Consider the following 24,365-nt stretch of genomic DNA (forward strand, 5'->3'; position numbering starts at 1 on the left):
CAGTTAGAAGCGGAGGGCCCGGGCTTCCTTCACGTGCGGCAGCTTCTGGATCTTGGCCAGCAGCGCCTCGTCCGGGGCCTGGTCGACGCCGACGAGGGCGATGGCGTCGTCGCCCGCATCGATCCGGCCGAGGTTGAAGGTGGCGATGTTGATCTTCGCATCGCCCAGCAGCGCGCCGAGGGCGCCGATGAAGCCCGGCTTGTCCAGGTTGTTCACGTACAGCATCTGCGGCGCGAACGGGGCGTCCAGGTCCATGCCCTTGACCTCGATGATCCGCGGGGCGCCGGCGAGCACCGAGCCGGCGAACGAGCGCTTGCCCTTCTCGGTGGTGACGGTGATGCGGATCAGGCTCTCGTAGATCGGGCTCTCTTCCTGCCGGCTTTCCGAGACGGTGATGCCGCGCTCCTTCGCCACCGCCGGGGCCGAGACCATGTTCACCTCGGCCAGCATGGGACGCAGCACGCCCGCGAGCGCCGCGGCGGTCAGGGGCTTGGTGTTCAGCTTGGCGACCTCGCCCTCGAAGGCGATGTCCACGGCGGTGACGCCGAAGTCGACCATCTGGCCGGCGAAGGCGCCCAGCTTCTCGGCCAGGGCCACGAAGGGCTTCAGGCGCGGGGCTTCCTCGGCGGTGACCGACGGGCTGTTCAGGGCGTTCGTCACCGCCCCGGTCAGCAGGTAGTCGCTCATCTGCTCGGCGACCTGCAGGGCCACGTTCTCCTGGGCCTCCAGGGTCGAGGCGCCCAGGTGCGGAGTGGCGATGAAGTTCTCGGCGCCGAAGAGCACGTTCTCCTTGGCCGGCTCCTCGATGAAGACGTCGAAGGCCGCGCCGCCGACGTGGCCCTCGTCCAGCAGCTTGCGCAGGGCCGCCTCGTCCACCAGGCCGCCGCGGGCGCAGTTGACGATCAGCACGCCCTTCTTCGTCTTCCTCAGGTTCTCTTCCGACAGGATGTTGCGGGTCTTGTCGGTGAGCGGGGTGTGCAGGGTGATGATGTCGGCGCGGGCCAGCAGCTCGTCCAGCTCGACCTTCTCGACGCCGATCTCGAGGGCGCGCTCGGGCGAGAGGAAGGGATCGTAGGCCACCACCTTCATCTTCAGGCCCAGCGCCCGGTCGGCGACGATCGAGCCGATGTTGCCGGCGCCGATCAGGCCCAGGGTCTTGCCGTAAAGCTCGACGCCCATGAACCGGTTCTTCTCCCACTTGCCGGCCTGGGTGGAGACGTCGGCGGCGGGCAGCTGGCGGGCCAGGGCGAACATCATCGCGATGGCGTGCTCGGCCGTGGTGATCGAGTTGCCGAAGGGGGTGTTCATCACCACCACGCCGGCGGCGGTGGCCGAGGGAATGTCGACGTTGTCGACGCCGATGCCGGCGCGGCCGACCACCTTCAGGTTCTTGGCGGCGGCGATGACGTCCTTGTCGATCTTGGTCGCCGAGCGGATGGCGACGCCGTCGTACTGGTCGACGATCTTCAGGAGCTCGTCCTTGGGAAGGCCGGTCTTGATGTCGGCGTCGACGCCGCGCTGCTTGAAGATCTCGACGGCGGCGGGGCTCAGTTTGTCGGCGATGAGAACGCGGGGCATGGGATGCTCCTTGGGCGGTCCCCTCCCGCCGGGCGGGAGGGGTGCGTTGATGTCAGGGGAAGCGGCGGCCGCTCAGGCGGCTTGAAGGTCGGCGGCGACGGTGGCGAAGGCCCAGTCGAGCCAGGGCGTCAGGGCGTCGACGTCGGACGTCTCGACCGTGGCGCCGCACCAGATCCGCAGGCCGGGGGGCGCGTCGCGGTAGCCGCCCACGTCGAGGGCCACGCCCTCCTTCTCCAGCGCCGAGGCCAGCTTCTTGGCGAAGTCGGCCTGGGCGGCGTCGGGCAGGCCGGTGACGCGCGGGTCCACCACCTTCAGGCACACCGAGGTGTTCGAGACCGTAGCCGGATCCTCGGCCAGGAACTCGACCCACGGGGTCTTGGCGACCCAGTCGGCGAGGATGGCGAGGTTGGCGTCGGCGCGGCGCTTCATCTCGGCCAGGCCGCCGATCCCCTCGGCCCATTTCAGGGCGTCGATGGCGTCCTCGACGCAGAGCATCGAGGGCGTGTTGATGGTCGAGCCCTCGAAGATCTCGGCGTTCAGCTTGCCGCCCTTGGTCATGCGGAACAGCTTGGGCATCGGCCAGGCGGGCGTGTAGCTCTCGAGCCGCTCGACGGCGCGGGGCCCGAGGACCAGGACGCCGTGGCCGCCCTCGCCGCCCAGGGCCTTCTGCCAGGAGAAGGTCACCACATCGAGCTTGGCCCAGTCGAGCGTCTGGGCGAAGGCCGCGCTGGTGGCGTCGCAGATGACGATCCCGTCGCGGTCGGCGGCGATGAAGTCGGCGTTCGGCACGCGCACGCCCGAGGTCGTGCCGTTCCAGGTGAAGACGAGGTCGGCGTCCTTGCGGACCTTCGACAGGTCGGGGAGCTTGCCGTAGGGCGCATCCAGCACCTCGGCGGGGATCTTCAGCTGCTTGGTGACGTCGGTCACCCAGTCCTTGCCGAAGCTCTCGAAGGCCAGCAGCTGGACCGGCTTCGGCCCCAGCATCGACCACAGCGCCATCTCCACGGCGCCGGTGTCCGAGCCCGGCACGATGCCGACCAGGAAGTCGTCCGGGACCTGCAGCACGGCGCGCGTGCGGTCGATCGCCTCTTTCAGCCGCGCCTTGCCCAGCTTGGAGCGGTGCGACCGGCCGAGGACGGCGTTGGCGAGGTTTTCGGGGGCCCATCCGGGGCGCTTGGCGCACGGACCGGATGAAAATTCGGGTCGAGCCGGGCGCATGGCCGGCTTCGGCAGAGTCGTCACAGCGATGTCTCCCATCCTTGCAGATGGGCTGCGCCCCGTTGGGGGGGCGTGGCCCGCCGGCCAAAAGCCAGCGTTCTTGCTGCAGCGCAAGAAAAACTTTCCGGGGGCGCCCGATAGCGGCGCTGTGACGCGGGACTCAGGCGGTCGCGGCGCGGCGCCGGCGCGTCTTGTTCAGCCAGTGACCGGCCACGCCGCCGACGATGCAGAAGATCACGCCCCAGCTGACGAGGTTGTTCACGACGGCGAACGGCGTGTCCAACGCCCGCTCCATCACATAGTAGTAGGCGTGCAGCGAGAACTGGGCCGCCTGCAGCAGCATGGCCAGCCCCAGCCAGACCTTGGCGAACCGCACCGCAAGGGCGAGGAAACTCAGCGCCAGCACACCGTCGATCGCCAGGGCCGCCGTCGCCAGGCTGTCGCCGGCGAGGTTGCGCTGGGCGATCTCCATGCAGAGCGCGATGATGAGATTGACGCCGGCGCCCACGCGCTCGGGCCAGCCGCCCTTCCACACCGCGAAGACGGCGCAGGCGCCGATCACCGCCAGCAGCGAATACTGCGTGTAGAAGGTGTGAAACATTTCGCGCCCCTAACGCGGATTAGGGGCGCGAAACCAGTTAAACTATTGCAACCCTAACTGCCGAACTCAGCCGACGTCGCGCATCTCCACCTGTCCCGTCGCCGACGACAGGTTCTTGTGCATCTCGCCCGCCATCTTGGTGCGGATGCCGAGGCGCAGCTTGGCCTCGCCCAGCTGCGCATGCACGCCGACCATGGCCGACCGCGCCTCGCTGAGCGCCTTCATGGCCTCCATGAGCTTCACCTGGGCGTCGTCCGCGAACACCAGCGAGGCGTCCACGTCCTTCCGCGCGGCGAGCATCACGCTCATCAGTTCGGCCGCCTCGGCCAGGGCGCCGTCCACCGCCGCCTCGGTGGCGAACAGCTTGTTGGCCACGCGCTGCGCAACGAAAACCTTCTCCATGGGAACACCCTCCAGTTGCCCGACACGCGTTAAGGTAAATGTATAGTTAAGCTGCGCGCAAACGATTCATGAGTTGTTAACCACTTTTTATCGGCCATGGGTTGTACCGTGGCGCCGAGGGCACAATCCCTGGGCGCCGGACTCTCCCGAGAAGCGAAGCGTTAGGACTATTACGCCTATGAGCAGGCGCGATGGCCCAGGACTCCGCCCACCCGAACCGGTCCGCGACCCAGACGCCGACCAACGCGACCTTCCAGGCGCGGGTGGCCGGGGTCGGGCTGATCACCACCGTCGTCGTGCTCCTCGCGGCCTGCCTCACGTTCATGCTGCAGCAGTGGGCGGTGGCCCGGACCCAGTCGCACCGCATCCATGAGGGCCTGGCGGCCATCGCGGCCGAGATGGCCGCCCCGACGATGGCGCTCGACAGCCGGGTCCATGTGAAAGCGGCGATCTCGGCGGTGCAGGCCAGCCCCGACGTGCTCTCGGCCCGGCTCACCGATCTTGCGGGCCGCGAGGTGGCGAGCTTCGCGCGGCCCGCGACCGAGGCCCGCGACGTCGCCGTGATCGACAAGCCGGTGCTGGTCGACGGCAAGCCCGTCGGCCGGTTCAGCATGACGGTGCGGCGGCCGCAGCTCGCCCCGCTCCTGCCCAAGTTCCTGGCGCTCACCGCCGTGCTGCTGTTCGGCGGCGTGGGCGTCGCGCTGTTCCTGGCCCGCAGCCTCGCGCACCGGGTGATCCAGCCCGTCGAGACCCTGTCGAAGGCCATGCACGACGTGGCGGCGGGCGGCAGCTTCACGCCCGTCGAGATCGAGACCCACGACGAGCTGTTCGAGAGCCTGGCCGACAGCTTCAACCACCTGCTCGCCAAGCTGGGCGAGCGCGAGGGCGACCTGCGCGCGGCCATGCGCGAGCTGGAGTCCGCCCGCGACGCGGCCAATGCGGCCAACGTGCTGAAGACCCAGTTCCTGGCCAACATGAGCCACGAGATCCGCACGCCGCTGAACGGCGTCCTGGCGATGGCCGAGGTGATGGCCCTGGGCGAGCTCGCGCCGCTGCAGCGCGAGCGCCTGGACGTGATCCGCCGTTCGGGCGGCCTGCTGCTGGCGGTGCTGAACGACGTCCTGGACCTGTCGAAGATCGAGGCTGGCAAGCTCACCCTTCTCGATGAGGACTTCGAGCTCGAGCCCGAGCTCGACCAGGTTCGCGACAACTTCCGGATCGTCGCCCTGGGCAAGGGCCTGGGCTTCGAGGTGACGGTGGCGGAAGAGGCGCAGGGCTGGTGGCGCGGCGACGCCGACCGGCTGCGCCAGATCGTCGGCAACCTGCTGTCCAACGCCGTGAAGTTCACCATGCAGGGCGGCGTGCGCGCCCACGTGGACCTGACGCCGGCGGGCGCGCTGCGGATCGTGGTCAGCGACACCGGCGTCGGCATCGCGCCCGAGAAGCTGCCTACCCTGTTCGAGAAATTCACCCAGGCCGACAACTCGGCCACCCGCCGGTTCGGCGGCACGGGTCTGGGCCTGGCGATCTGCCGCGAGCTGACCCAGATGATGGGCGGTTCGATCGACGTCGAGAGCCGCGAGGGCGACGGCTCGACCTTCACCGTCGAGCTGCCGCTGCAGCGGGGGCAGCCGACCAGCCTGGCCGCCGACGAGACGCCGCCGGCGGGCGAGGACGGCGACCTTCGCCTGCTCGCGGCGGAGGACAACCCCACCAACCAGCAGGTGCTCGCGGCGGTCCTGGGCTCGCTGGGCATCGAAGTCGACATCGTGCCCGACGGCAAGGAGGCGGTGGAGGCCTGGCGGACCGGCGCCTACGACCTGATCCTGATGGACATCCAGATGCCGGTGATGGACGGCATCACGGCCGCGCGGGCGATCCGCGAGCAGGAGATCGCCGAGGGCCGCCGGCGCACGCCGATCGTGGCGCTGACGGCCAACGCCCTGACGCATCAGGTGGAAGAGTACCTCGCGGCCGGCATGGACGCCCACGTCGCCAAGCCGATCGAGATCGCCAAGCTCTACGACGCCATCGCCGCCACGCTCAACGCCGCCGCAGCGGCCGGCAAGGCGCCCGTCGCCGAGGCGAAAGCGGGCAAGGCGAAGGCCGGCCAAGCCGCCTGACGCGGCCTTCACCTAGCTGAACGGCGCACAACCGCGAAGCTCAGGCAGGCTTCAGGGGCCGCGTGTTTTCCTCCGACCATCGAGGCCGCCCATGCGGCCGCCCCCGAGGTTCTGGAGGACCGCAAATGAAGAAGATCATCGCTTCTCTGGCCGCCGTCGCCGCCGTGACCGCGGTCGCCGCCCCCGCCGCCGCCCAGCCGTGGGACTACGGCCGTCCCGGCTACGACCGCGAGTACCGCGACCACGATCGCGGCGGCTGGCAGAACATCAACCAGCGCCAGGCGCGCATCGACCGCCGCATCGACCAGGGCGTTCGCCGCGGCCAGCTCACCCGCCGCGAGGCCGACCAGCTGCGCCGGGAGTTCTGGGGCATCGCCCGGCTGGAGCAGCGCTATCGCCACAACGGCCTTTCGTCGTGGGAGCGCGCCGATCTCGACCGTCGCTTCGATCGGCTCGAGGCCAGGCTCCGCTGGGAGCGGCAAGACAACCAGTACGGCTACAACGGCTGGCGCTAAGCCCCCCGCCCTGCCTGACTTGGGAAACGCGCCCCCGGAGCGATCCGGGGGCGTCGTCATGTCAGGGCCTAGGGTCAGGGCCCAGGATCAGGGCCCAGGATCAGGGCCCAGGATCAGGGCCCAGGATCAGGGCCCAGAATCAAGGCTGCGTGCGGAGGCGGGACTCCAGGACCGTGACCGCCGCTCCGCGGATCAGAACCCGCTCGCCGCGCACCTCGCATTCCAGGTCGCCGCCCCGGCCGGGGAACGCCTGGTGGTAGCGCAGGGCAGGACGGCCCAGCCGCTCGGAGAACAGCGGGGCCAGGATGCAGTGCAGCGACCCGGTCGTGGGGTCCTCCGGGATGCCGGAGCCGGGCGCGAAGAAGCGGCTGACCACCTGATAGGGCCGGTCCGTCGCCAGGGCCGCCACGCCGACGTTGCCGCGGCCGCCGGTCGCCGCGCTGGACACCGCGTTGAGGGCGACGAGATCGGGCCGGAGCGCGTGCACGGCGGCCTCGTCGTCGACGATCGCCACGAGGTAGGTCGAGGCCCAGACCTCGCGCGGTTCGACCCCCAGGGCCTCGGCCAGGCCCGGCGGGTGCTCGACCCGCCGCGGCGGCTGGGCCGGGAAATCCATCTCATAGCCCTGGGCGGTCCGGGCGACAGTCAGGGCCCCGGACTTCGTCTCGAACACCACCCGCTCGGCGTCGACGCCGAGCTCGGCGAACAGCACATGGGCCGAGGCCAGGGTGGCGTGGCCGCACAGCGGGACCTCGAGCAGGGGCGTGAACCAGCGCAGGCCGAAGCGGGCCGGATCGGCCGTCCGCAGCAGGAAGGCGGTCTCGGCCTGGTTGTTCTCGGCGGCCAGGGCCTGCATCCAGGCGTCGGCCGGCCAGGCGTCGAAGGGCTCGACCACGCAGGCGGGATTGCCCCGGAAGGGCTCGGCGGCGAAGGCGTCTACGGTCCACTGGCGCATGACCGGCTCTTGCGACCCGCGGCCGCCGCCAGCAAGAGCCACTTGCGAGCGGCCGGACCTTTGCGGCCCTGGGAGACGCGACCATGGCGCACGAGACGAGCGAGGCCGGCTACCTGCTCAGCGACGATCCCGCGCGCTTCGACCTGGCCCGCGCGCATGGCTGGATAGGCGGGCGGAGCTACTGGGCGCAGGGCATTCCCTTCGACACCTTCCGCCGCGCCTGCGAGGCCAGCCTGACGGTCGGCGCCTACGCCCCTTCGGGCGACATGGCCGGCATGGCCCGCGTCGTCACCGACCGGGCGACCTTCGGCTGGATCTGCGACGTCTTCGTGGACGAGGCGCACCGCGGCGCCGGCGTCGGCAAGATGCTGATGGCCTACCTGAAGGCCCACCCGGACCTGCAGGGATTTCGCCGGATGCACCTGGCGACCCGCGACGCCCACGGCCTCTACGCCGGGTTCGGGTTCGTCCCGCTCACGGGCGTGGACGCCTGGATGGAGATCCGCGATCCCGACGTCTACCGCCGCTCTTCCTAGCCGGGGATCACCTCGATCTCGGGCCAGCGGGCGCTCGCCGAGGCCGCCGTGCGGGCGAAGCCGCCCGTCTTCCGCCAGGGATTCGGCCGCAGCCGCATGGCGAACAGGTCGTCGAGGCCGAAGGGCGCCATGACGGTCAGGCGGTCGTCCGGCTCCAGCCGGACCCCCACCGCGAACAGCGGGCTGACGAACCGTTCCAGCGCCTCGCCGCTGGAGGCCAGCGGCGCATAGGGCTCGCCGAACTTGCCCTCGAACCAGAGATGCACGCGGGCCTGGTTGCGCACCTCGACCATCTCGCGCAGCGGCGGCTCGAAGGCCGCGGCGACGCGCCGGATCACCACGTCCTCGGCCTCGTACGAGACGTCCGAGGCGTCGAAGTAGCCGAGATCGTAGTCCTTGATCCCGTAATCGATGTCGCGCCCGGTGAGGTGATTGAGCACCCGCTGGTAGACGGCGCCCGAGAAGACCAGCCAGTCGGGCAGGTCCAGGTCGCGCGCCGTCCGCAGCACCTGCATCAGCGGCTCGGAGCGGACAAGGATCGCGCGCAGCTCGTCCTCGCGGCTCATGTCCGGCTCCGCACCGGCCAGCCGTGGTCCAGCGGGCCGTGGCCCTTGCCCAGCCCCGGCGCCCGCAGCATGGCCTCCTGCACATAGGCCCAGGCGCGCGCCACCGCCTCGGTGAGCGGCAGGCCCTGGGCCATGCCGGTCGCACAGGCCGAGGCCAGGGTGCAGCCGGTGCCATGGGTGTGGCGCGTCTCGATGCGCTCGGTCTCGAAGACGGTCTCGCCCGCCGGGGTCATCAGAACGTCGACGACGCGGTCGCCGGGCACATGGCCGCCCTTCATCAGCACCGCCTTGGCGCCGGCGGCCAGGAGCGCCTCGCCGGCGCGGCGCAGGTCGTCGGTCGTCTCAACCGGCTGGCCGGTGAGGGCGGCGGCCTCGGGGGCGTTGGGGGTCAGCAGCGCCGCTTGCGGGACCAGCCGCTCGCGCACCGCCGCCACCGCGGCCTGCGCCAGCAGCGGCGCCCCGCCCTTGGCGATCATCACAGGGTCCACCACAGCCGGAACGCCGGCCTCGGCGATCAGGCGGGCGACGAGCTCCACCGTGGGCGCATCGCCCAGCATGCCGGTCTTGACGACGTCGGCGCCGATGTCGTCCAGCACCGCCCGGGCCTGGGCCTCGATCACCTCCAGCGGGATCGGATGCACGCCGGTGACGCCCAGGGTGTTCTGGACGGTGACAGCGGTGATCGCCGTGGCGGCGTAGCCGCCCAGCACGGTGACGGTCTTGATGTCCGCCTGGATTCCGGCGCCGCCGCCGGAGTCGGAACCCGCAATGATGAGAACTCGGCCGAGCGACTGCATGGGGCCGATTAGCCCGCCTGCGCGATCGCCGTCCAGACGCGCAGGGCCTGCACGGTCTCGCGGACGTCGTGGACGCGCACCGCCGCCACGCCCCGGGCGGCGCCGGCGAGCGCCGCGGCGATCGAGCCGCCCAGCCGCGCGTCCGGCGGGGATCCGGCGTCCAGGGCGCCGATGAAGCTCTTGCGGCTCACCCCCAGCAGGACGGGGAAGCCCAGCTCGACGATGCGGGACAAGCCCGCCAGCAGGGGCAGGTTGTGGCGGATCATGTGCTTGCCGAAGCCGATGCCCGGATCGAGCCAGATCCGCTCGCGCGCCACGCCCGCGGCCATGGCGGCCTCGGCCCGGGCGGCGAGGAAATCCGCCACCTCGGCGACGACGTCGTCGTAGCGGGGCTCCTTCTGCATGGTGCCGGGCTCGCCCTGCATGTGCATCAGCACGGCCTCGCAGCCCAGCTCGGCCGCCGCCTCGAGGGCGCGCTCCCCCCGCAACGCCGCCACGTCGTTCCACATCGTCGCGCCGGCGGCCACCGCCGCCCGCGCCACTGCGGGCTTCATGGTGTCGACCGAAATGGCCACGTCACTCTCGGCGCGGATCGCCCGGATCAGCGGGACCACGCGGGCGATCTCCTCTTCCGCCGGCACGGGCGCCGCGCCGGGCCGGGTGGACTCCCCTCCCACGTCCAGCATGTCGGCGCCATCGGCGATCAGCCGCCGGGCCTTCACCAGCCCCGCCTCCACGCCGGACAGCCGTCCGCCGTCCGAGAAGCTGTCGGGGGTCATGTTGATCACCCCCATCACCCGGACGGGGGGAAGCTCGGTTCGGTGGAGGTCCATCATGGGGCGCCCGTCTGCCGTCCGGCGGCTCATAGCAGCCTTCGGCGCGGCCCCGATACGAAGAAGGGCGGCCCTCGCGGACCGCCCTTCCCGTGTTCGCTACGCCGGCTCGGCGCTGGGCCGGGGCGAGATCGGCACCGCCACCGCAGGACCGCTCGGCCGCTTGGCCTCGGCGTCGTCGCGCTTGGGCGGCACGCCCTTGAGCGCGTTGACGATCTCCTCGCCCGTCAGCGTCTCGTACTCGAGCAGCGCCTTGGCCAGGGTGTGCAGCTCTTCCATCTTCTCGGTCAGGATGCGCCGCGCCTCGCTCTCGCCGGCCTCGACCAGGCGGCGGACCTCCTCGTCGATGATCTTGGCGGTCTCTTCCGAGACGTTCTGGTTGCGGGCGACCGAGTGGCCCAGGAAGACCTCCTCCTGGTTCTCGCCGTACTCCACCGCGCCCAGGCGGTCCGAGAAGCCCCACTTCGTCACCATGGCCCGGGCGAGCTTTGTCGCCTGGCTGATGTCGGACGAGGCGCCCGAGGTGATCTTGTCCTTGCCGAAGATCAGCTCCTCGGCCACCCGGCCGCCGAACAGGATCGCCAGCCGGGAGGTCATCTGCTCGAAGGACATCGAGAACTTGTCCCGCTCGGGCAGCTGCATGACCATGCCCAGCGCCCGGCCCCGCGGGATGATGGTCGCCTTGTGCACCGGGTCGGTGGCCGGCACGTTCAGCGCGACCAGGGCGTGGCCGCCCTCGTGGTAGGCGGTGAGCTTCTTCTCGTCCTCGGTCATGACCATAGACCGGCGCTCGGCGCCCATCATGACCTTGTCCTTGGCGTCCTCGAAGTCGCGCATGGTGACCATGCGGCGGTTCTTCCGCGCGGCCATCAGCGCCGCCTCGTTGACGAGGTTGGCCAAGTCCGCGCCCGAGAAGCCGGGGGTGCCGCGGGCGATCACCTTCACGTCCACGTCGGCGGCCAGGGGCACGTTCTTCATGTGGACGCGCAGGATGCGCTCGCGGCCGTTGATGTCGGGGTTCGGCACCACGACCTGGCGGTCGAAGCGGCCGGGACGCAGCAGGGCCGGGTCCAGCACGTCGGGGCGGTTGGTCGCGGCGATCAGGATGATCCCCTCGTTCGCCTCGAAGCCGTCCATCTCGACCAGCAGCTGGTTCAGGGTCTGCTCGCGCTCGTCGTTGCCGCCGCCGAGGCCCGCGCCCCGGTGCCGGCCGACGGCGTCGATCTCGTCGATGAAGATGATGCAGGGCGCGTTCTTCTTGGCCTGCTCGAACATGTCGCGCACGCGGCTGGCGCCGACGCCCACGAACATCTCGACGAAGTCAGAGCCCGAGATGGTGAAGAACGGCACGCCCGCCTCGCCGGCCACGGCCCGCGCGATCAGGGTCTTGCCCGTGCCGGGCGGACCGATCAGCAGCGCGCCCTTCGGGATCTTGCCGCCCAGACGCTGGAACTTCTGGGGATCCTTCAGGAAGTCGACGACCTCCTGCAGCTCCTCCTTGGCCTCGTCGACGCCGGCCACGTCCTCGAAGGTGACGCGGTTCTTGTTCTCGGTCAGCAGCCGGGCCTTGGACTTGCCGAAGCCCATGGCTCCGCGCGCGCCGCCCTGCATCTGGCGCATGAAGAAGATCCACACCCCGATCAGCAGCAGGATCGGCAGCATGTTGAGCAGCAGGCCCATGAAGGTGAACCCGCCCGCCGGCTTCACGGCGATGTCGGCGCCCTGGGCCTCGAGCCGCTTCACCAGGTCTTCCTGGTTGGCCGGGGTGACCGTGGTGAAGGTCTTGCCCGCCTTGTCGGTCACCTCGACGGCCGCGCCGCGGATGACCACCTTGTCGACCTGGCCGGCGTTCACCTTGTCCAGGAGCTGGGAATAGCTGACCTCGGCGGCTCCGGCCGTCCGGCCGCCGCCCGTCATCATGCTGTAGAGGCCGATCAGGACGACGACGATGACGCCCCAGATCACGAAGTTGCGCAGGTTCATCCGTTCCAGACCGCTTTCGGAAATCCGTCGAGGCTAAAGATAGGGGCGAGACCCTTGTTCCACCAGCGCGGCCGTGGCCGGCGCGACCTATTGCCCTCGCATGGGCGCCGCCACCTATCGCCACGGGGGGGCCTGCGGCGATGCGCTGGATCAATTCCTGGCCCGCATATGGGACCTGGCCCCACATGAGAAAGGCCGCGCCCGGGCGGCGCGGCCTTCCTTGAACGTCAGCGAAGCTGGGCTCGGCTCAGCGGCCGGGCTTCTTCGGGGCCACGATCAGGCCTTCGCGCTGGGCGCGCTTGCGGGCCAGCTTGCGGGCCCGGCGCACGGCTTCCGCCTTCTGGCGGGCGCGCTTCTCGGAGGGCTTCTCGTAGTGGACGTGCCGCTTCATCTCGCGGAACGAACCCTCGCGCTGCATCTTCTTCTTCAGCGCCTTGAGGGCCTGATCGACGTTGTTGTCGCGGACGAAAATCTGAACCAGAGGTCTCTCTCCTGTTGTCGCCGGCCGCCCGCCCCGTCCCGGTCAAGAGCGGCGAGCGAAACAAAAAAACTGCGCCCGAAGGTTTTGGGCCTTCGGGTTTGAGCGCGGCGAGATAGCAGAAGCGGACGGCCGAGTCCACGGCGAGACGCAGGTTTCGCAAGGCGCTAGGATCAAACGATGACCGACGCACAGGCCTGGGCCGAAGAGACCGAACAGAAGCTGCTGGACGAGGCGCTGAAGCTCGCGCCCGCCGACGGCTGGACACGCCTGATGGTCGGGCGCGCCGGCGCAAGGCTCGGCCTCACCCCCGGCGAGGTGGAGCTGCTGCTCCCCAACGGCCCCGCCGACCTCGCGGCGCTGCTCTCCCGCCGGCACGACGCCCGCGCCCTCGCCATCCTGGCCGACGTCGACCCCGCCGACCTGAAGATCCGCGAGCGCATCCGCCGCGCCTGCGAGGCGCGCATCGACGCGGCCGGTCCCGACGAGCCGGCCTTCCGCCGCTGGCTGGGCTGGCTCAGCCTGCCGCAGAACATGGCCCTGGGCGGCCGGCTCGCCTGGGAAAGCGCCGACGTCCTCTGGCGGTGGGCCGGCGATACGGCCACCGACGAGAACCACTATTCCAAGCGGGCGATCCTGGCTGGCATCCTGACCGGCGCCTACGCCATCCGGATCTCCTCGGGCCGGCAGGCGGCGCTGACCTTCGTCGACCGGCGGATCGAGAACGTCATGGCCTACGAGAAGTGGAAGGCCACGGGCGGGTTCAGGCCGGGCGCCTGGCTGGCCCAGGCGGCCGGGGCTCTCGGCCGGATGCGCTACGGGCGGACGCCGGGCGCCTGAGCCTTCAGCGCAGCGGCTTGACCTTGTTCACATGGCCCATCTTGCGGCCGGGCTTGGCTTCCCGCTTGCCGTAGAGGTGGATGCGGGTCTCGGGCTCGGCGGCGAGCTTGCGCCAGCCTTCGATCTCCTCGCCCAGCAGGTTCAGCATCTCGACCCGGGCGGCCGGCGCGGTGGGCCCCAGCGGCCAGCCGGCGACGGCGCGGATGTGCTGTTCGAACTGGTCGACCTCGCAGCCGTCCTGGGTCCAGTGGCCGGTGTTGTGCACCCGGGGCGCGATCTCGTTCACCAGCAGCCGGCCGTCCTTCAGCTCGAACAGCTCAATGCCGATCACGCCCACGTAGTCCAGGCCTTTCAGGACCCGCGCGGCGATCCGCTCGGCCTGGTCGGCGAGCGCGGGCGAGGCGAAGGCGGGCGCGAGGCTGCGGCGGAGGATGCCGTTCTCGTGATGGTTCTCGGCCAGGGGATAGACGGCGGTCGCGCCGTCCCGGCCGCGGGCGGCGATCACCGACAGCTCGCGGACAAACTCGGCGGGCGCCTCGACGATCACGGGGACCCCGCCCAGCTCGGCGAAGACGCGGCCCGCGTCGGCGGCGTGCTCGACCCAGCGCTGGCCCTTGCCGTCGTAGCCCTCGCGGCGGGTCTTCATCAGGGCGGGAGCGCCGATGCGGGCGACGGCGGCCTCGGCCTCCGCGGCGGTGTCCGCCGGGGCGAAGGCCACGGTCGGGGCCTGGTTGGCGTTGAGGAAGGTCTTCTCCTCGAACCGGTCCTGGGCGACGGCGAGCGCCAGGGGGCCCGGGGCGACGTCGACGCCCATCTCGGCCAGGCGGGCCACGGCGGCCGCGGGGACGTTCTCGAACTCGTAGGTGACGACGCTCGCCAGCTTCGCCAGCTCGGCCAGGGCCGCGGGGTCGTCGTAGGCGCCGACGATGGCGTGCGCGGCCACGCGGGCGGCGGGGGAGTCCGGCTCGGGCTCGAGGATCGCCACGTCGAAGCCCAGCCGGGCCGCCGCCAGCGCGAGCATGCGGCCGAGCTGGCCGCCGCCGAGGACGCCGATCACCGAGCCGGGCGGCAGGGGAAGCTCGGCCATGGGGCTCCTTACGCGTCCTCGACGGTTTCGGGGATGCTCTCGGTCTGGCGGGCGGTGAAGGCGGCCACGCGCTCGGCGACCCCGGCGTCCGACAGCGCCAGAATCTTGGCCGCCATGATGCCGGCGTTCTTGGCGCCGGCCTCGCCGATGGCCAGGGTCCCCACCGGAATGCCGGCGGGCATCTGGACGATCGACAGCAGGGAATCCATGCCCTTCAGCGCCTTGGACTCGATCGGCACGCCCAGCACCGGCAGGTCGGTGAGCGAGGCGGTCATGCCCGGCAGGTGGGCGGCCCCGCCGGCGCCGGCGATGATCACCTTCACCCCGCGGTTCTTCGCCGACTTGGCGAAGTCGTACATGCGGTCGGGCGTGCGGTGGGCCGAGACGACCTTGGCCTCGTAAGCCACGCCCAGGCCCTCCAGCATCTCGGCGGCGTGGCGCAGCACGGGCCAGTCGGACCGGCTGCCCATGATGATCGCGACGGGCGCGGCGGTTGCGCTCATGTCCTGGTCCCTGCCCCTCCGGTCCCTGGTCCGGAAGGGCGCGGAGTATAGGCGCCGGCTTTGCGCGGGCAACCAAGCACGGCTAGATTCCCCGAGGTTCCCCGGCAAGCGTTGATTCTGCTGGCGGAATCCGAGGATGGCCCATGAAGATCACCGGAAAGACCACGGCCAGGCCCACGGAGCCGCTCGCGCAGATCCGCGAGCGCGATCCCGCCTCGGTCCAGGCCCTGCTCTCCGAGATCGAGGACCTGCGCGGCGAGGTGGGCCGGCTGAAGGCGCGGCTGACCGAGGTGGAGGGGCTCGCCGACCGGGACTCCTTGACCCCGCTGCTCAACCGCCGGGCGTTCCTCAGGGAGCTGTCGCGGGTGCGCACGTTCTCCCAGCGCTACGGCGCGCCGGCCAGCCTGGTGTTCTTCGACCTCGACGGGTTCAAGCGGGTGAACGACCGCTTCGGCCATGCGGCCGGCGACGCGGCCCTGCAGGCGGTGGCCGAGCGCCTGGCCGCCAACGTCCGCGAGAGCGACGTCGTCGGCCGTCTCGGCGGCGACGAGTTCGGGGTCATCCTGGCGCAGGCCGACCACGCGACGGCCGAGGCCAAGGCCGCCGCGCTCGCCCGCGCCATCGAGGCCACGCCCATGCGCTTCGGCGAATGGTCGGCGCCGGTCCGCCTGAGCTGGGGCGTGCGCCAGATCAGCCCGGAGGCCCCGGCCGAGGCGCTGCTGGCCGACGCCGACGCGGCCATGTACGCCCGCAAGCGCGCCCGCCGGGCGGCCGGTTGAGGCCCAGGCGACGATTTCAGGCGACGATTTCAGGCGATGATGTCGGGCGTCAGGTAGTTCTCGACCCGGGCGATCTCGTCCTTCAGCGCCAGCTTCTTGCGCTTCAGCCGGCCGATCAGCAGCAGGTCGGGCATGGGGATCGCCGACAGCGCGTGGATGGCGGCGTCGAAGTCGGCGTGGTCCTGCCGCAGGTCCTTGAGGCGGGCGATCAGCGCCTCTTCGGAGAAGGTCGAGTAGTCGATCATGCGCGGGACCGATCCTAGCCCAGGGCCGCGGCCAAATCAGCCAGGACCCGCCGCGGGGCCACGGGGCCCCAGGCGGCGCTGGCCGCCTCCAGCGCCTCGAGCGCAGGCGTTCCGCCGCCTGTTCCCCCGAGGCCGGCCAGGGCCTGCAGCAGGACGCGCTCGGCATGCAGCTCGCAGGCCTTCACCTCGGTCCGTAAAGCCTCGCGGGCGTCGTCCGCGATTCCCGGCTGCGGCGCCTTGATCGCCCGTCGCGCCTGGCGCAGCGGCAGGACGGCGGCGGCCTCCCAGGCGCGCGCGGTCTCGGCCGCCCGTCGCAGCAGTTCGGGCCCGGACGCGCCGGCCCAGGCGGCCCACAGCAGCAGGCAGGTGTTCTGGCCATGGTCGTCCTGCAGGGCGAGGCAGGCCTCGGGGACGCCCGGCCGGCCGTAGGCCGCGAGGGCCCAGTCCCAGATGTCCATGCCTCAAGCCTCGCCGGCGATGGGACCCACGCCCTCGCCCCAGCGCTTCACCGGCGCCCAGGAGAGGCCGAAGAGGTCCAGCGCCCGGCCCACCGACTGGTCCACCATCTCCTCGATCGAGGCCGGCCTGGCGTAGAAGGCGGGCAGGGGCGGGGCGATCACCGCCCCCATCTCGGCCAGCCGCACCATTGTGCGCAGGTGGCCCAGGTGCAGCGGCGTCTCGCGCACCATCAGCACCAGCGGCCGCCGTTCCTTCAGCGTCACGTCGGCGGCCCGGGTCAGCAGCGAGGAGGTCACGCCGGTGGCGATCTCGCTCATGGTCCGCACCGAGCAGGGCGCCACGATCATGCCAAGCGTGCGGAACGAGCCCGAGGCGATGGCGGCGCCCACGTCGCCGACCTTGTGCACCACGTCGGCCTTGGCCTGCACCTCGGCCGGCGACAGGCCGGTCTCCTGCGACAGCGTCAGCACCGCCGACCGGCTGACGACGAGGTGGGTCTCGACGCCCAGCTCGCGGCAGGCGTCGAGGACGCGCAGGCCGTAGACCACGCCCGAGGCGCCGGTGAGGCCCACGACCAGCCGTTCACTCTTGGACATGGCGCGAAGGTCCCCAACGTCCGGACAGGCGGCGAAGCTTCAGCTGCGCCGCCTGCAAACATATGTGATCTGACAGCGCCGGGAAGCGGGTGTTCACTCGTCAGCGGTCGAACAACTGAGGAGGCACTTCGCCATGGCGTTAGATGCCCGGATCCGTGAACTCGGGTCCCGTCACCAGTCCCTGGAACAAGCCATTCAGGACGAGATGCGCAGGCCTCACGCCGACGACCTCAGACTCAGGGAGCTCAAGCGACAGAAGCTCAGGCTCAAGGAACAGATCGAGGCTCTGAGAAGCCAGATTCACTGAGGCGCAAGCGCCCTCGCCGCACGGCGAGGGCGTTTCGCTTATCAGTCTTCGTCGCCTTCGTACTCGTCGGCGAAGGCCGCTTCGTCCTGCGCCTGGTCCTCGGGCAGGTCCGCGACGTCCTCGGATACGGCGGCGTCCGGCGCGCCGGTCTCGGACGCCGGACGCAGGGTCGGGCCGTCGGGATCGACGTCGCCGCGGCGGGCCGCGTCCTTGGCCTTCTTGTCGGCGGCCTTCCGGACCACCGCGTCCAGCTCGAGCTGGGTGGCGAGGCCGAGGGTCACCGGATCCACCGGCTTGATGTTGGCGCTGTTCCAGTGCGTGCGGTTGCGCACCTGGTCGATGGTCGCCTTGGTCGTGCCCAGCAGGCGGGCGACCTGGCTGTCCGGCACTTCCGGGTGGTTGCGAATGAACCAGGCGATGGCGTCCGGACGGTCCTGGCGGCGCGACACCGGCGTGTAGCGCGGAGCCTTCTTCACCGGCTTCAGCAGCTCGGCGTGGCGGCTCTTCTGGGCCACCATCCGGTACTTGTCGTTCTTCTCGGCCCGGTCGAGCTCGTCGCGGGAGAGCTGGCCGTTGGCGATCGGGTCGGCGCCGCGGATGTCGCGCGCCACCTCGCCGTCGGCGATGCCCTTCACTTCCAGGGGGTGCAGGCCGCAGAAATCGGCGATCTGGTCGAAGGTGAGCGAGGTGTTGTCCACCAGCCAGACGGCGGTCGCCTTGGGCATCAGGATTTGGGTCATGGGGGCGTTCCCGAAACGAAGGCGCCCGGCCTTTCGGCCGGGCGGTGAGGTTTCGTCATATAGGCCGGATCGCCCGGCCTGAAAACGGCCTTTTAAATCAGCCAGCCTGCGGGAAGGGACGAGAGCTGGACGTTGACCAGCACCAGCTGGTCGCCGCCGCCCATCCGCACGACCACGTCCGCGCCCATCTGCAGCGCCTCGTAACCGGTCCCGGCCAGCACGTTCACGCGGTCGCCCTCGGCGGCGTTGAAGTCCAGCACGCGGTCGAGCCCCGCGCCGCCGAACGTGTGGAAGAGGTCGGCGCCCGCGCCCCCCGAGATGGTGTCGTTCCCGCGGTCGCCGGCCATGTAGTCGTCGCCCGTCCCGCCGGCGATCAGGTCGTCGCCCTGGCCGCCGCGGACCACGTCGTTCCCGGCGCCGCCCTCAAGGGTGTCGTTCCCGAGGTTGCCGAGGACGGCGTCCCCGCCCTCGTCGCCGAACAGGCGGTCGTTTCCCTGGCCACCGACCACCCAGTCGCCGCCGTCGCCGCCGGAGACCGTGTCCTCGCCCCAGTTGCCGTGCAGGTCGTCGAACTCGGCGCCGCCGAACAGGCTGTCGTTCCCGTCCTCGCCGCGCAGGAAGTCCTGGCCCGCCTCGCCGTTCAGGGTGTCGCCGCCGACCCCGCCGAACAGCGCGTTGGCCTGGGCGTTGCCGTTGATCAGGTCGCCGCCGGAGCCACCCCGGGCGTTCTCGATCACCGCCCCCTTGGCGATGGCGACGTTGCCGGTCAGACCGCCGACGTTCGAGAAGAAGCCCTCGCGCAGGTCGATGAGCTGGTTCTGGCCATAGCCCGAAAAGTCCAAGGTGTCGGTCCCGCCCGCGTCCCAGACCGCGAAGACCACCCGGCTCGAGGCGGAGCCGGCCTCGAACCACGGCCGCTCCGCCGTGGAGTTGAACCCGTAGACCGTGTCGCCGGTGCGAGTGGTCCAGTTGGGCCCGTACTCGATCTGCGCGGCGGCGATGTCGTCGAGCTGCGGCGTGGCCGGGTAGCGGAGGCCGTAGGACGCCCCCGTGTTGCTCTCCGAGAAGTAGCTCATCACCGTGTACTGGCGGCTGTCCTCGAAGTACTCCGCGTGCTGCGACCAGGTGAAGTTCGAAGTGGCGTCGGCGTCGTAGTCGCCGGGGTGCATCAGGCCGATGGCGTGACCGATCTCATGGACCAGCACGTGGGCGCCGTAGTTGCCGCTGGCCGGCGCCGAATTGTCCCGCGCGGTGATGTTGATCCAGACGTCCCCGGCCGCCGCGCTCCGCCCCGGAAAGGTGGCGAAGGCCGACGCCCCGTCCTGTCCCCCCGAGTAGTTCGAGAACAGCATCTGGGCGTTGTCGGAATAGGCGCCCTCGCCCGACAGGCCGAAGCCCGAGCGGACGAATCGGATGTTGGCGACGTCGGACCAGGCCTGCAGCGCCAGTTCGGTCTGGGCGATCTGCGCGGCGTTGAAGCGCGAGAAGCCCGTGGTGTCGGTGGGCATCTCGAAAGGCGCGTTCGAGCGGAAGGCGTAGCTGACCGTCACGGCCTGGCCCACCGGCCCCCAGCCGCCGTAGGGAACGCCGCTCACCGGATCGAAGCCGGTCAGCTGCTTGGCCGCCCGGTCGATGGTGAAGCTCTCCTTGCCGGCGGTCCAGCCGCCCCGCACGTCGGCGTTCAGGAAGCCCTGTCCGCCGGGCGCGCCGTCGTCGAGAGAGAATCCGGGATAGGCGTCAGTCGGCATCCGTCGCACCCTAGCTGACCCATCCCGTTCAAATGCTTAAGGGAATGGGGAAACACTCGCAATGCGGGCAGGCCGCGCCCTTTGCGCGCAGCCGCACTTGCGGGCCGCTCTATGTGGATGCGGCGGCGGGGAAGTCAGCCCGTGGCGGCTGCGGCCGGTTGACGCCCCAGGAGCCGCGCCTTGAGGTCGAGGGCGTCCAGGGGCGCGGCGCTCTTCACGTCGTTGTCGAAGTAGGCGTGGACGTCCAGGCCCCGGCTGCGCCACGCGGCGATACGCTCGGCCCAGGCGGCGAGCTCGGCCTCGCCGTAGCGGCCGAAGTAGCGCCCGCCGGGTCCGTGGCCGCGCACATAGGCCCAGGACGCGGTGAGCTCCCACGGCGCCGGCGCGTGGTGGTGGTCCGAGATACAGAGCGCCGCGTCGAAGTCCGAGAGGATGCGGAAGACCGCCGGGTCGTACCAGGAGGGGTGCCGGAACTCGACGGTCACCCGCCCGGGCGGCAGCAGCTTCAGGAATCCCGCCAGCCGCTCGTCGTTCCGGTGCAGCATCGGCGGCAGCTGCACCAGGGCGGGCCCTAGCTTGCGCCCCAGCGGCGCCATGCGGCCGAAGACCAGGGCGACCGGATCCCGGCAGTCGTTCAGCTTCTTGTTGTGGGTGATGAACCGGCTGACCTTCCAGGCGAACAGGAAGTCCGCCGGCGTCCGCTCGGCCCAGCCCTGCACCATCTTCTCGGACGGCAGGCGGTAAAAGCTGGCGTTGATCTCGGCCGTGTCGAACCGGGTGGCGTAGTATTCCAGCCGCGCCCGGTCCTTCACCTCCGGCGGATAGAACGGCCCGGTCCAGTCCTTGTAGACCCAGCCCGAGCAGCCGATGCGAAGCTGGCCCATGGCCGGGGAATGCCCGGGCCGCGGCGCCGGTTGCGGCAGGTCAGTCCAGCGGTACGCGGCCGGTGATCTTCAGGCCGTAGCCCGCCGAGCCCGGCAGGACCGTCTTTGACGAGGTCAGCAACTGCATGTCGCGCACGCCGAGATCGAGCAGGATCTGCGCGCCGATGCCGTAGTCGCGCAGGATGTTGCCGGCGTGGTCGGCCTGCGGCTGGCCGTAGCGTTCCGACAGCCAGTGGGGGTTGGAGTCGCGGATGAAGACCGCCACGCCCGCCCCCTTGTAGTCGGCCAGCGCCTGCAGCGCCTTGGGCACGTACTCGCGCCGGGCCTCGACAGCGCCCAGCATGTCGGCGGCCAGGTCCACGCGGTGCATGCGCACCAGGGTCGGCTTGTCGGGATCGATCTTGCCGCGGGTGAGGACCACGTGCTCGGTCTGGTCGAGCACGTTGCGGTAGATCACCATCCGGAACTTGCCGCCGAAGGCGCTCTCGAACGGCGCCTCCAGCACCCGCTCCACCTGGCGCTCGGTGCGGCGGCGGTAGGCGATCAGGTCGGCGATCGTGCCGATTTTCAGCCCGTGCAGCTGGGCGAAGGCGACGAGGTCGGGCAGGCGCGCCATCGACCCGTCGTCCTTCATGATCTCGCAGATCACCCCGGCGGGGTTGAGGCCGGCCATGCGGCTGATGTCCACCGCCGCCTCGGTATGGCCGGCGCGGACCAGCACGCCGCCGTCCTTGGCGACCAGCGGGAAGACGTGGCCCGGCGAGACGATATCGTCGCAGCCCTTGGTGGGGTCGATGGCCACCGCGATGGTGTGGGCCCGGTCGTGCGCCGAGATTCCCGTGGTGACCCCCTCGCGCGCCTCGATCGAGACGGTGAAGGCGGTGCCGTGCCCCGACTGGTTGTCGGTGGCCATCGGCGGCAGGCGGAGCTGGCGCGCGCGCTCGCCGGTGATCGACAGGCAGATCAGGCCGCGGGCGTGCTTGGCCATGAAGTTGATCTGGTCGGGCGTGGCGAACTGCGCCGGGATGATGACGTCGCCCTCGTTCTCCCGGTCCTCGGCGTCGACCAGGATGTACGGCCGGCCGTTGCGGGCGTCCTCGATGATCTCCTCGATCGGACTGATGGCCGAGGCGACGTCGCCGTCGGGACCCTCGGAGGCGGGCGGAACGAGGTAGGGGCGCTTCATGAGCGGGCCTTCATCTGGGCGAAGTCCATTACCTGCTCGGCGACGGTGGCGAGCTGCCAGGTGTCCTTGGGATCGCTGGGCTCGCCGTCCGGTCCGAACAGCTCGGAGGTCGCGTTCAGGGCGGCGCCGAACGGCGTCGGCCAGCCCCGCAGTGCATGTATGATCGCGCGCAGCGCCATCAAAGTGGTGCCGGCGGCCTGCCAGCCATCGGCGGTGATGATCGCGCCGACCGGCTTGCCGGTCAGGTAAGGCGCCGCCTCGCCCCGGGTCAGCTCGAGCGTGTCGAGGGCGTTCTTGATGATGCCGGAAATCGAGCCGTGATAGCCGGGGCTGGCGACGATCACGCCGTCGGCGCGGCAGACCAGGTCCGCCAGCTCCTGCTGCGCCGCCGTCACCTCGACCGGCCGCGGGTCGAAGATCGGCAGCCGGCTCAGGAACTCGCCGCCCAGCAGGCGCGTCTCGGCGCCCAGCGCTTCGCAGCGCCGCAGGCTGGCGGCCAGCGCCCGCTCGCTGGACGAGCCCGGCCGCACCGTCCCGCCGAGGCCGACGATCAGGGGCCGGCTCATCGCATCTTCCCGACGTTCATGGGCCACCTCTAGGCGTCGGGCGCGGCCCGCGCCAGTCCTGCGGCTGAACCGGCGTGCGTCAGGCCGCCTCGGTCTCGCGCGGGAAGGCGTGCTTCAGCTCGGACTTCATGATCTTGCCGTTGGCGTTGCGCGGCAGGGTCTCGGGCCAGAAGGCGATCTTCACCGGGACCTTGAAGCCCGCCAGCCGCGAGCGCACCAGCTCGCGCAGCTCCTCCTCGGTCGCCCGGCCGCCGGGGCGCAGGTGCACCACCGCCGCCGGCTCCTCGCCCAGCGTCTTGTGCGGGATGCCGATCAGGGCCGCGTCCATCACGTCGGGGTGCTCGTAGAGGACGTTCTCCACCTCGACGCAGTAGATGTTCTCGCCGCCGCGGATCAGCATGTCCTTGGCCCGGTCGATGATGAACAGGAAGCCCTCCTCGTCCAGCCGCGCCAGGTCGCCGGTGCGCAGCCAGCCGTCCACGAAGGTCTCGGCCGTGGCCTCGGGCTTGTTCCAGTAGCCCTTCACCACCTGCGGCCCCTTGACCCAGAGCTCGCCGACGGCGCCGGCCGGCAGGACCGTGCGGCCGTCGGCCGGGTCGCGGATCTGCATCTCGCCCACCGGAGCCGCGGGGCCGGCGCTGTCGGGCCGGTGCTCGTAGTCCTTGCCCAGGTGCGAGGTGAAGGTGGCCGTGGTCTCGGTCATGCCCCAGCCGTTGCCGGGCTGCGAGCCCGGGAAGGTCTCGGCGATCTTGCGCACCAGCTCGGGGGCCGAGGGCGCGCCGCCGTAGGTCACCGTCACTAGGGAGGAGAGATCGTACTTGGCCCGCGCCGGGTGCTCGATGAGCTGCCAGGCGATGGTCGGCACGCCGCCGGTGGCCGTCACCTTCTCGCGCTCGATGAGCCGCATGGCGGGCTCGGCCTCCCACTTGCGCATCAGCACGATCTTGCCGCCGGCGTTGAGCGCCGGGGAGAGCGTCGCCGACAGGCCGGTGGCGTGGAACATCGGGATCACCAGCAGGGTGCAGCGCTGGGGCAGCTTGGTCGCGTCCAGCTCGGGCAGCGGCTGGCCGGCCCGCAGGAAGTTGCGCGCCGCCGAGATGCCGCCCGCACCGATGTTCGAGGTCATGTTGCGGTGGGTGCCGAGGGCCCCCTTCGGCTTCCCCGTCGTGCCCGAGGTGTAGAGGATGGTGGCGTCGTCCTCGGGCGCCAGCGGCACGTCGGGCAGGGCCAGCTCGGGCAGGCCGCCCCAGTCGTTCACCGCCCCGATCACCTCCTCCAAGCGCCGGCAGCGGTCGTCGCCCGCCGCCGTCCGCAGGCGCGAGACATAGACCCGCTCCAGCCCCGGCAGGCTCTTCAGGTGCGCGGACAGGCGCTCCAGCCGCTCATCGTCCACGATGGCGACCTTGGCGCCGGAATCGGCCAGGCCGTACTCGAGCTCGGCGCCGGTCCACCAGGCGTTCAGCGGCGTGACGATCGCCCCGGCCAGCTGGCCGGCCCAGAACGCCACCGGCCATTCCGGCAGGTTGCGCATGATCACCGCGACCCGGTCGCCCTTCCTCACGCCGTCGGCGATCAGCCGGTGCGCCAGCGTCAGGGTCGCGCGGCCGAAGGCGTCGAAGGTGGCCCGCTCGTCCTCGTGCACCAGGAACTCGCGATCCTTGAACCGCATCCCGTTCAGGAACACGTCGCGCAGGGTCGGCGGGGCGTTCTTCCAGGTCCGAGTCGGGACGCCCCGGATCGTCGCCTCCGCGATCTCGAAGGGGGCGCCGGGCGCGGTGAGCCGGGCGTGCGCCTCGGCGATGGACATGACCGGCCAGACGGGCGCCGCGTCGTTCATGCT

The 24,365-nt window shown here is 70.9% G+C and carries 27 protein-coding genes; 6 read left to right on the forward strand and 21 right to left on the reverse strand.

Annotation, left to right across the window (positions count from 1 at the left end; translation table 11 throughout):
• Nucleotides 1–3 precede the first annotated feature (3 nt).
• The 4 genes from serA to PHZ_RS18145 form a co-directional block, all read right to left on the reverse strand.
• On the reverse strand, nt 4–1,578 hold the full coding sequence (serA, locus tag PHZ_RS18130) for a phosphoglycerate dehydrogenase (RefSeq protein WP_012523819.1): 1,575 nt from the start codon (nt 1,576–1,578) through the stop codon (nt 4–6).
• A 72-nt stretch (nt 1,579–1,650) separates the two neighbouring features.
• On the reverse strand, nt 1,651–2,835 hold the full coding sequence (locus PHZ_RS18135; RefSeq protein WP_012523820.1) for a phosphoserine transaminase: 1,185 nt from the start codon (nt 2,833–2,835) through the stop codon (nt 1,651–1,653).
• A gap of 121 nt (nt 2,836–2,956) precedes the next feature.
• The gene (locus PHZ_RS18140) at nt 2,957–3,397 is read right to left on the reverse strand and encodes a hypothetical protein (protein WP_012523821.1); all 441 of its coding nucleotides are present in this window, start codon (nt 3,395–3,397) and stop codon (nt 2,957–2,959) included.
• 66 nt (nt 3,398–3,463) lie between these two features.
• The gene (locus tag PHZ_RS18145) at nt 3,464–3,799 is read right to left on the reverse strand and encodes a hypothetical protein (protein ID WP_012523822.1); all 336 of its coding nucleotides are present in this window, start codon (nt 3,797–3,799) and stop codon (nt 3,464–3,466) included.
• A 191-nt stretch (nt 3,800–3,990) separates the two neighbouring features.
• Between PHZ_RS18145 and PHZ_RS18150 the strand changes: the two genes are divergently transcribed.
• A complete protein-coding gene (locus PHZ_RS18150; RefSeq protein WP_012523823.1) occupies nt 3,991–5,922 on the forward strand; it encodes an ATP-binding protein in 1,932 nt (643 codons plus the stop codon).
• Nucleotides 5,923–6,047: 125 nt separating this feature from the next.
• A complete protein-coding gene (locus tag PHZ_RS18155) occupies nt 6,048–6,437 on the forward strand; it encodes a hypothetical protein (protein WP_012523824.1) in 390 nt (129 codons plus the stop codon).
• A gap of 139 nt (nt 6,438–6,576) precedes the next feature.
• Here PHZ_RS18155 and PHZ_RS18160 read toward each other — a convergent pair whose 3' ends face one another.
• A complete protein-coding gene (locus PHZ_RS18160; RefSeq protein ID WP_012523825.1) occupies nt 6,577–7,392 on the reverse strand; it encodes a PhzF family phenazine biosynthesis protein in 816 nt (271 codons plus the stop codon).
• An 83-nt stretch (nt 7,393–7,475) separates the two neighbouring features.
• Here PHZ_RS18160 and PHZ_RS18165 point away from each other — a divergent pair, with 83 nt between their 5' ends.
• Entirely contained in the window at nt 7,476–7,928 is a 453-nt protein-coding gene (locus PHZ_RS18165; RefSeq protein ID WP_012523826.1) for a GNAT family N-acetyltransferase, read from the forward strand.
• Here the strand turns inward: PHZ_RS18165 and PHZ_RS18170 are convergent.
• The 5 genes from PHZ_RS18170 to rpsU form a co-directional block, all read right to left on the reverse strand.
• Nucleotides 7,925–8,494, reverse strand: coding sequence for a nucleotidyltransferase family protein (locus PHZ_RS18170; protein WP_012523827.1), 570 nt, complete (start codon nt 8,492–8,494; stop codon nt 7,925–7,927). The two genes, PHZ_RS18165 and PHZ_RS18170, sit on opposite strands and share 4 nt — an antisense overlap.
• Nucleotides 8,491–9,291, reverse strand: a complete 801-nt coding sequence (gene thiD / locus PHZ_RS18175) for a bifunctional hydroxymethylpyrimidine kinase/phosphomethylpyrimidine kinase (RefSeq protein WP_012523828.1) — start codon at nt 9,289–9,291, stop codon at nt 8,491–8,493. The genes PHZ_RS18170 and thiD overlap by 4 nt, the downstream gene beginning before the upstream one ends.
• An 8-nt stretch (nt 9,292–9,299) precedes the next feature.
• Nucleotides 9,300–10,124, reverse strand: coding sequence for a dihydropteroate synthase (gene folP, locus PHZ_RS18180; RefSeq protein ID WP_012523829.1), 825 nt, complete (start codon nt 10,122–10,124; stop codon nt 9,300–9,302).
• Nucleotides 10,125–10,223: 99 nt separating this feature from the next.
• Complete coding sequence (gene ftsH, locus PHZ_RS18185) at nt 10,224–12,107, reverse strand: ATP-dependent zinc metalloprotease FtsH (RefSeq protein WP_012523830.1); 1,884 nt, start codon at nt 12,105–12,107, stop codon at nt 10,224–10,226.
• Between the two features lie 247 nt (nt 12,108–12,354).
• Entirely contained in the window at nt 12,355–12,588 is a 234-nt protein-coding gene (gene rpsU, locus PHZ_RS18190) for a 30S ribosomal protein S21 (protein ID WP_041373691.1), read from the reverse strand.
• 177 nt (nt 12,589–12,765) lie between these two features.
• Between rpsU and PHZ_RS18195 the strand changes: the two genes are divergently transcribed.
• On the forward strand, nt 12,766–13,425 hold the full coding sequence (locus PHZ_RS18195) for a COQ9 family protein (protein WP_012523832.1): 660 nt from the start codon (nt 12,766–12,768) through the stop codon (nt 13,423–13,425).
• 4 nt (nt 13,426–13,429) lie between these two features.
• On the opposite strand, the gene PHZ_RS18200 is transcribed toward PHZ_RS18195, so the two are convergent.
• Together PHZ_RS18200 and purE are read right to left on the reverse strand one after the other, a co-directional pair.
• Complete coding sequence (locus tag PHZ_RS18200) at nt 13,430–14,512, reverse strand: 5-(carboxyamino)imidazole ribonucleotide synthase (RefSeq protein ID WP_012523833.1); 1,083 nt, start codon at nt 14,510–14,512, stop codon at nt 13,430–13,432.
• A gap of 8 nt (nt 14,513–14,520) precedes the next feature.
• On the reverse strand, nt 14,521–15,015 hold the full coding sequence (gene purE, locus PHZ_RS18205; RefSeq protein WP_012523834.1) for a 5-(carboxyamino)imidazole ribonucleotide mutase: 495 nt from the start codon (nt 15,013–15,015) through the stop codon (nt 14,521–14,523).
• A gap of 143 nt (nt 15,016–15,158) precedes the next feature.
• Here purE and PHZ_RS18210 point away from each other — a divergent pair, with 143 nt between their 5' ends.
• Nucleotides 15,159–15,794: a GGDEF domain-containing protein gene (locus tag PHZ_RS18210; protein WP_012523835.1), complete on the forward strand. Its 636-nt coding sequence runs from the start codon at nt 15,159–15,161 to the stop codon at nt 15,792–15,794.
• Between the two features lie 29 nt (nt 15,795–15,823).
• Here PHZ_RS18210 and PHZ_RS18215 read toward each other — a convergent pair whose 3' ends face one another.
• From PHZ_RS18215 to PHZ_RS18225, 3 genes are read right to left on the reverse strand one after another with little or no spacing between them, the layout of a single operon-like run.
• Nucleotides 15,824–16,039, reverse strand: a complete 216-nt coding sequence (locus PHZ_RS18215; protein WP_012523836.1) for a YdcH family protein — start codon at nt 16,037–16,039, stop codon at nt 15,824–15,826.
• A 14-nt stretch (nt 16,040–16,053) separates the two neighbouring features.
• Nucleotides 16,054–16,497, reverse strand: a complete 444-nt coding sequence (locus PHZ_RS18220; protein WP_012523837.1) for a TIGR02444 family protein — start codon at nt 16,495–16,497, stop codon at nt 16,054–16,056.
• Between the two features lie 3 nt (nt 16,498–16,500).
• The gene (locus tag PHZ_RS18225; RefSeq protein ID WP_012523838.1) at nt 16,501–17,094 is read right to left on the reverse strand and encodes a UbiX family flavin prenyltransferase; all 594 of its coding nucleotides are present in this window, start codon (nt 17,092–17,094) and stop codon (nt 16,501–16,503) included.
• Nucleotides 17,095–17,227: 133 nt separating this feature from the next.
• Between PHZ_RS18225 and PHZ_RS18230 the strand changes: the two genes are divergently transcribed.
• On the forward strand, nt 17,228–17,401 hold the full coding sequence (locus tag PHZ_RS18230) for a YdcH family protein (protein WP_041373692.1): 174 nt from the start codon (nt 17,228–17,230) through the stop codon (nt 17,399–17,401).
• Nucleotides 17,402–17,442: 41 nt separating this feature from the next.
• Here the strand turns inward: PHZ_RS18230 and PHZ_RS18235 are convergent, their stop codons facing one another.
• From PHZ_RS18235 to PHZ_RS18260, 6 genes are all read right to left on the reverse strand, one after another.
• Complete coding sequence (locus PHZ_RS18235; RefSeq protein ID WP_041373693.1) at nt 17,443–18,141, reverse strand: DUF1013 domain-containing protein; 699 nt, start codon at nt 18,139–18,141, stop codon at nt 17,443–17,445.
• A gap of 92 nt (nt 18,142–18,233) precedes the next feature.
• A complete protein-coding gene (locus PHZ_RS18240) occupies nt 18,234–19,889 on the reverse strand; it encodes a M10 family metallopeptidase C-terminal domain-containing protein (protein ID WP_012523841.1) in 1,656 nt (551 codons plus the stop codon).
• 134 nt (nt 19,890–20,023) lie between these two features.
• Complete coding sequence (locus PHZ_RS18245) at nt 20,024–20,773, reverse strand: DUF72 domain-containing protein (protein ID WP_012523842.1); 750 nt, start codon at nt 20,771–20,773, stop codon at nt 20,024–20,026.
• A 40-nt stretch (nt 20,774–20,813) separates the two neighbouring features.
• The gene (ribB, locus tag PHZ_RS18250) at nt 20,814–21,959 is read right to left on the reverse strand and encodes a 3,4-dihydroxy-2-butanone-4-phosphate synthase (protein WP_012523843.1); all 1,146 of its coding nucleotides are present in this window, start codon (nt 21,957–21,959) and stop codon (nt 20,814–20,816) included.
• Nucleotides 21,956–22,525 carry an NADPH-dependent FMN reductase gene (locus PHZ_RS18255; protein WP_041373694.1) on the reverse strand — a complete coding sequence of 190 codons (570 nt, stop codon included), beginning with the start codon at nt 22,523–22,525 and terminating at the stop codon, nt 21,956–21,958. The genes ribB and PHZ_RS18255 overlap by 4 nt, the downstream gene beginning before the upstream one ends.
• A 79-nt stretch (nt 22,526–22,604) precedes the next feature.
• Nucleotides 22,605–24,362, reverse strand: coding sequence for a class I adenylate-forming enzyme family protein (locus tag PHZ_RS18260; RefSeq protein ID WP_012523845.1), 1,758 nt, complete (start codon nt 24,360–24,362; stop codon nt 22,605–22,607).
• Nucleotides 24,363–24,365 lie beyond the last annotated feature (3 nt).

The sequence above is a fragment of the Phenylobacterium zucineum HLK1 genome (assembly GCF_000017265.1).
In the GTDB taxonomy this organism is placed as follows: Bacteria; Pseudomonadota; Alphaproteobacteria; order Caulobacterales; family Caulobacteraceae; genus Phenylobacterium; species Phenylobacterium zucineum.

Coding starts and splice junctions, on each gene's coding strand:
- purE (WP_012523834.1), bottom strand. CDS start 15,015: ATGAGCGCAACCGCCGCGCCCGTCGCGATCATCATGGGCAGCCGGTCC.
- PHZ_RS18235 (WP_041373693.1), bottom strand. CDS start 18,141: ATGACCCAAATCCTGATGCCCAAGGCGACCGCCGTCTGGCTGGTGGAC.
- PHZ_RS18255 (WP_041373694.1), bottom strand. CDS start 22,525: ATGAGCCGGCCCCTGATCGTCGGCCTCGGCGGGACGGTGCGGCCGGGC.
- PHZ_RS18160 (WP_012523825.1), bottom strand. CDS start 7,392: ATGCGCCAGTGGACCGTAGACGCCTTCGCCGCCGAGCCCTTCCGGGGC.
- ribB (WP_012523843.1), bottom strand. CDS start 21,959: ATGAAGCGCCCCTACCTCGTTCCGCCCGCCTCCGAGGGTCCCGACGGC.
- thiD (WP_012523828.1), bottom strand. CDS start 9,291: ATGCAGTCGCTCGGCCGAGTTCTCATCATTGCGGGTTCCGACTCCGGC.
- PHZ_RS18215 (WP_012523836.1), bottom strand. CDS start 16,039: ATGATCGACTACTCGACCTTCTCCGAAGAGGCGCTGATCGCCCGCCTC.
- PHZ_RS18225 (WP_012523838.1), bottom strand. CDS start 17,094: ATGTCCAAGAGTGAACGGCTGGTCGTGGGCCTCACCGGCGCCTCGGGC.
- PHZ_RS18230 (WP_041373692.1), top strand. CDS start 17,228: ATGGCGTTAGATGCCCGGATCCGTGAACTCGGGTCCCGTCACCAGTCC.
- PHZ_RS18195 (WP_012523832.1), top strand. CDS start 12,766: ATGACCGACGCACAGGCCTGGGCCGAAGAGACCGAACAGAAGCTGCTG.
- serA (WP_012523819.1), bottom strand. CDS start 1,578: ATGCCCCGCGTTCTCATCGCCGACAAACTGAGCCCCGCCGCCGTCGAG.
- PHZ_RS18135 (WP_012523820.1), bottom strand. CDS start 2,835: ATGGGAGACATCGCTGTGACGACTCTGCCGAAGCCGGCCATGCGCCCG.
- PHZ_RS18210 (WP_012523835.1), top strand. CDS start 15,159: ATGAAGATCACCGGAAAGACCACGGCCAGGCCCACGGAGCCGCTCGCG.
- PHZ_RS18200 (WP_012523833.1), bottom strand. CDS start 14,512: ATGGCCGAGCTTCCCCTGCCGCCCGGCTCGGTGATCGGCGTCCTCGGC.
- PHZ_RS18140 (WP_012523821.1), bottom strand. CDS start 3,397: ATGTTTCACACCTTCTACACGCAGTATTCGCTGCTGGCGGTGATCGGC.
- PHZ_RS18245 (WP_012523842.1), bottom strand. CDS start 20,773: ATGGGCCAGCTTCGCATCGGCTGCTCGGGCTGGGTCTACAAGGACTGG.
- PHZ_RS18155 (WP_012523824.1), top strand. CDS start 6,048: ATGAAGAAGATCATCGCTTCTCTGGCCGCCGTCGCCGCCGTGACCGCG.
- PHZ_RS18240 (WP_012523841.1), bottom strand. CDS start 19,889: ATGCCGACTGACGCCTATCCCGGATTCTCTCTCGACGACGGCGCGCCC.
- PHZ_RS18150 (WP_012523823.1), top strand. CDS start 3,991: ATGGCCCAGGACTCCGCCCACCCGAACCGGTCCGCGACCCAGACGCCG.
- PHZ_RS18170 (WP_012523827.1), bottom strand. CDS start 8,494: ATGAGCCGCGAGGACGAGCTGCGCGCGATCCTTGTCCGCTCCGAGCCG.
- PHZ_RS18145 (WP_012523822.1), bottom strand. CDS start 3,799: ATGGAGAAGGTTTTCGTTGCGCAGCGCGTGGCCAACAAGCTGTTCGCC.
- folP (WP_012523829.1), bottom strand. CDS start 10,124: ATGGACCTCCACCGAACCGAGCTTCCCCCCGTCCGGGTGATGGGGGTG.
- ftsH (WP_012523830.1), bottom strand. CDS start 12,107: ATGAACCTGCGCAACTTCGTGATCTGGGGCGTCATCGTCGTCGTCCTG.
- PHZ_RS18220 (WP_012523837.1), bottom strand. CDS start 16,497: ATGGACATCTGGGACTGGGCCCTCGCGGCCTACGGCCGGCCGGGCGTC.
- PHZ_RS18260 (WP_012523845.1), bottom strand. CDS start 24,362: ATGAACGACGCGGCGCCCGTCTGGCCGGTCATGTCCATCGCCGAGGCG.
- PHZ_RS18165 (WP_012523826.1), top strand. CDS start 7,476: ATGGCGCACGAGACGAGCGAGGCCGGCTACCTGCTCAGCGACGATCCC.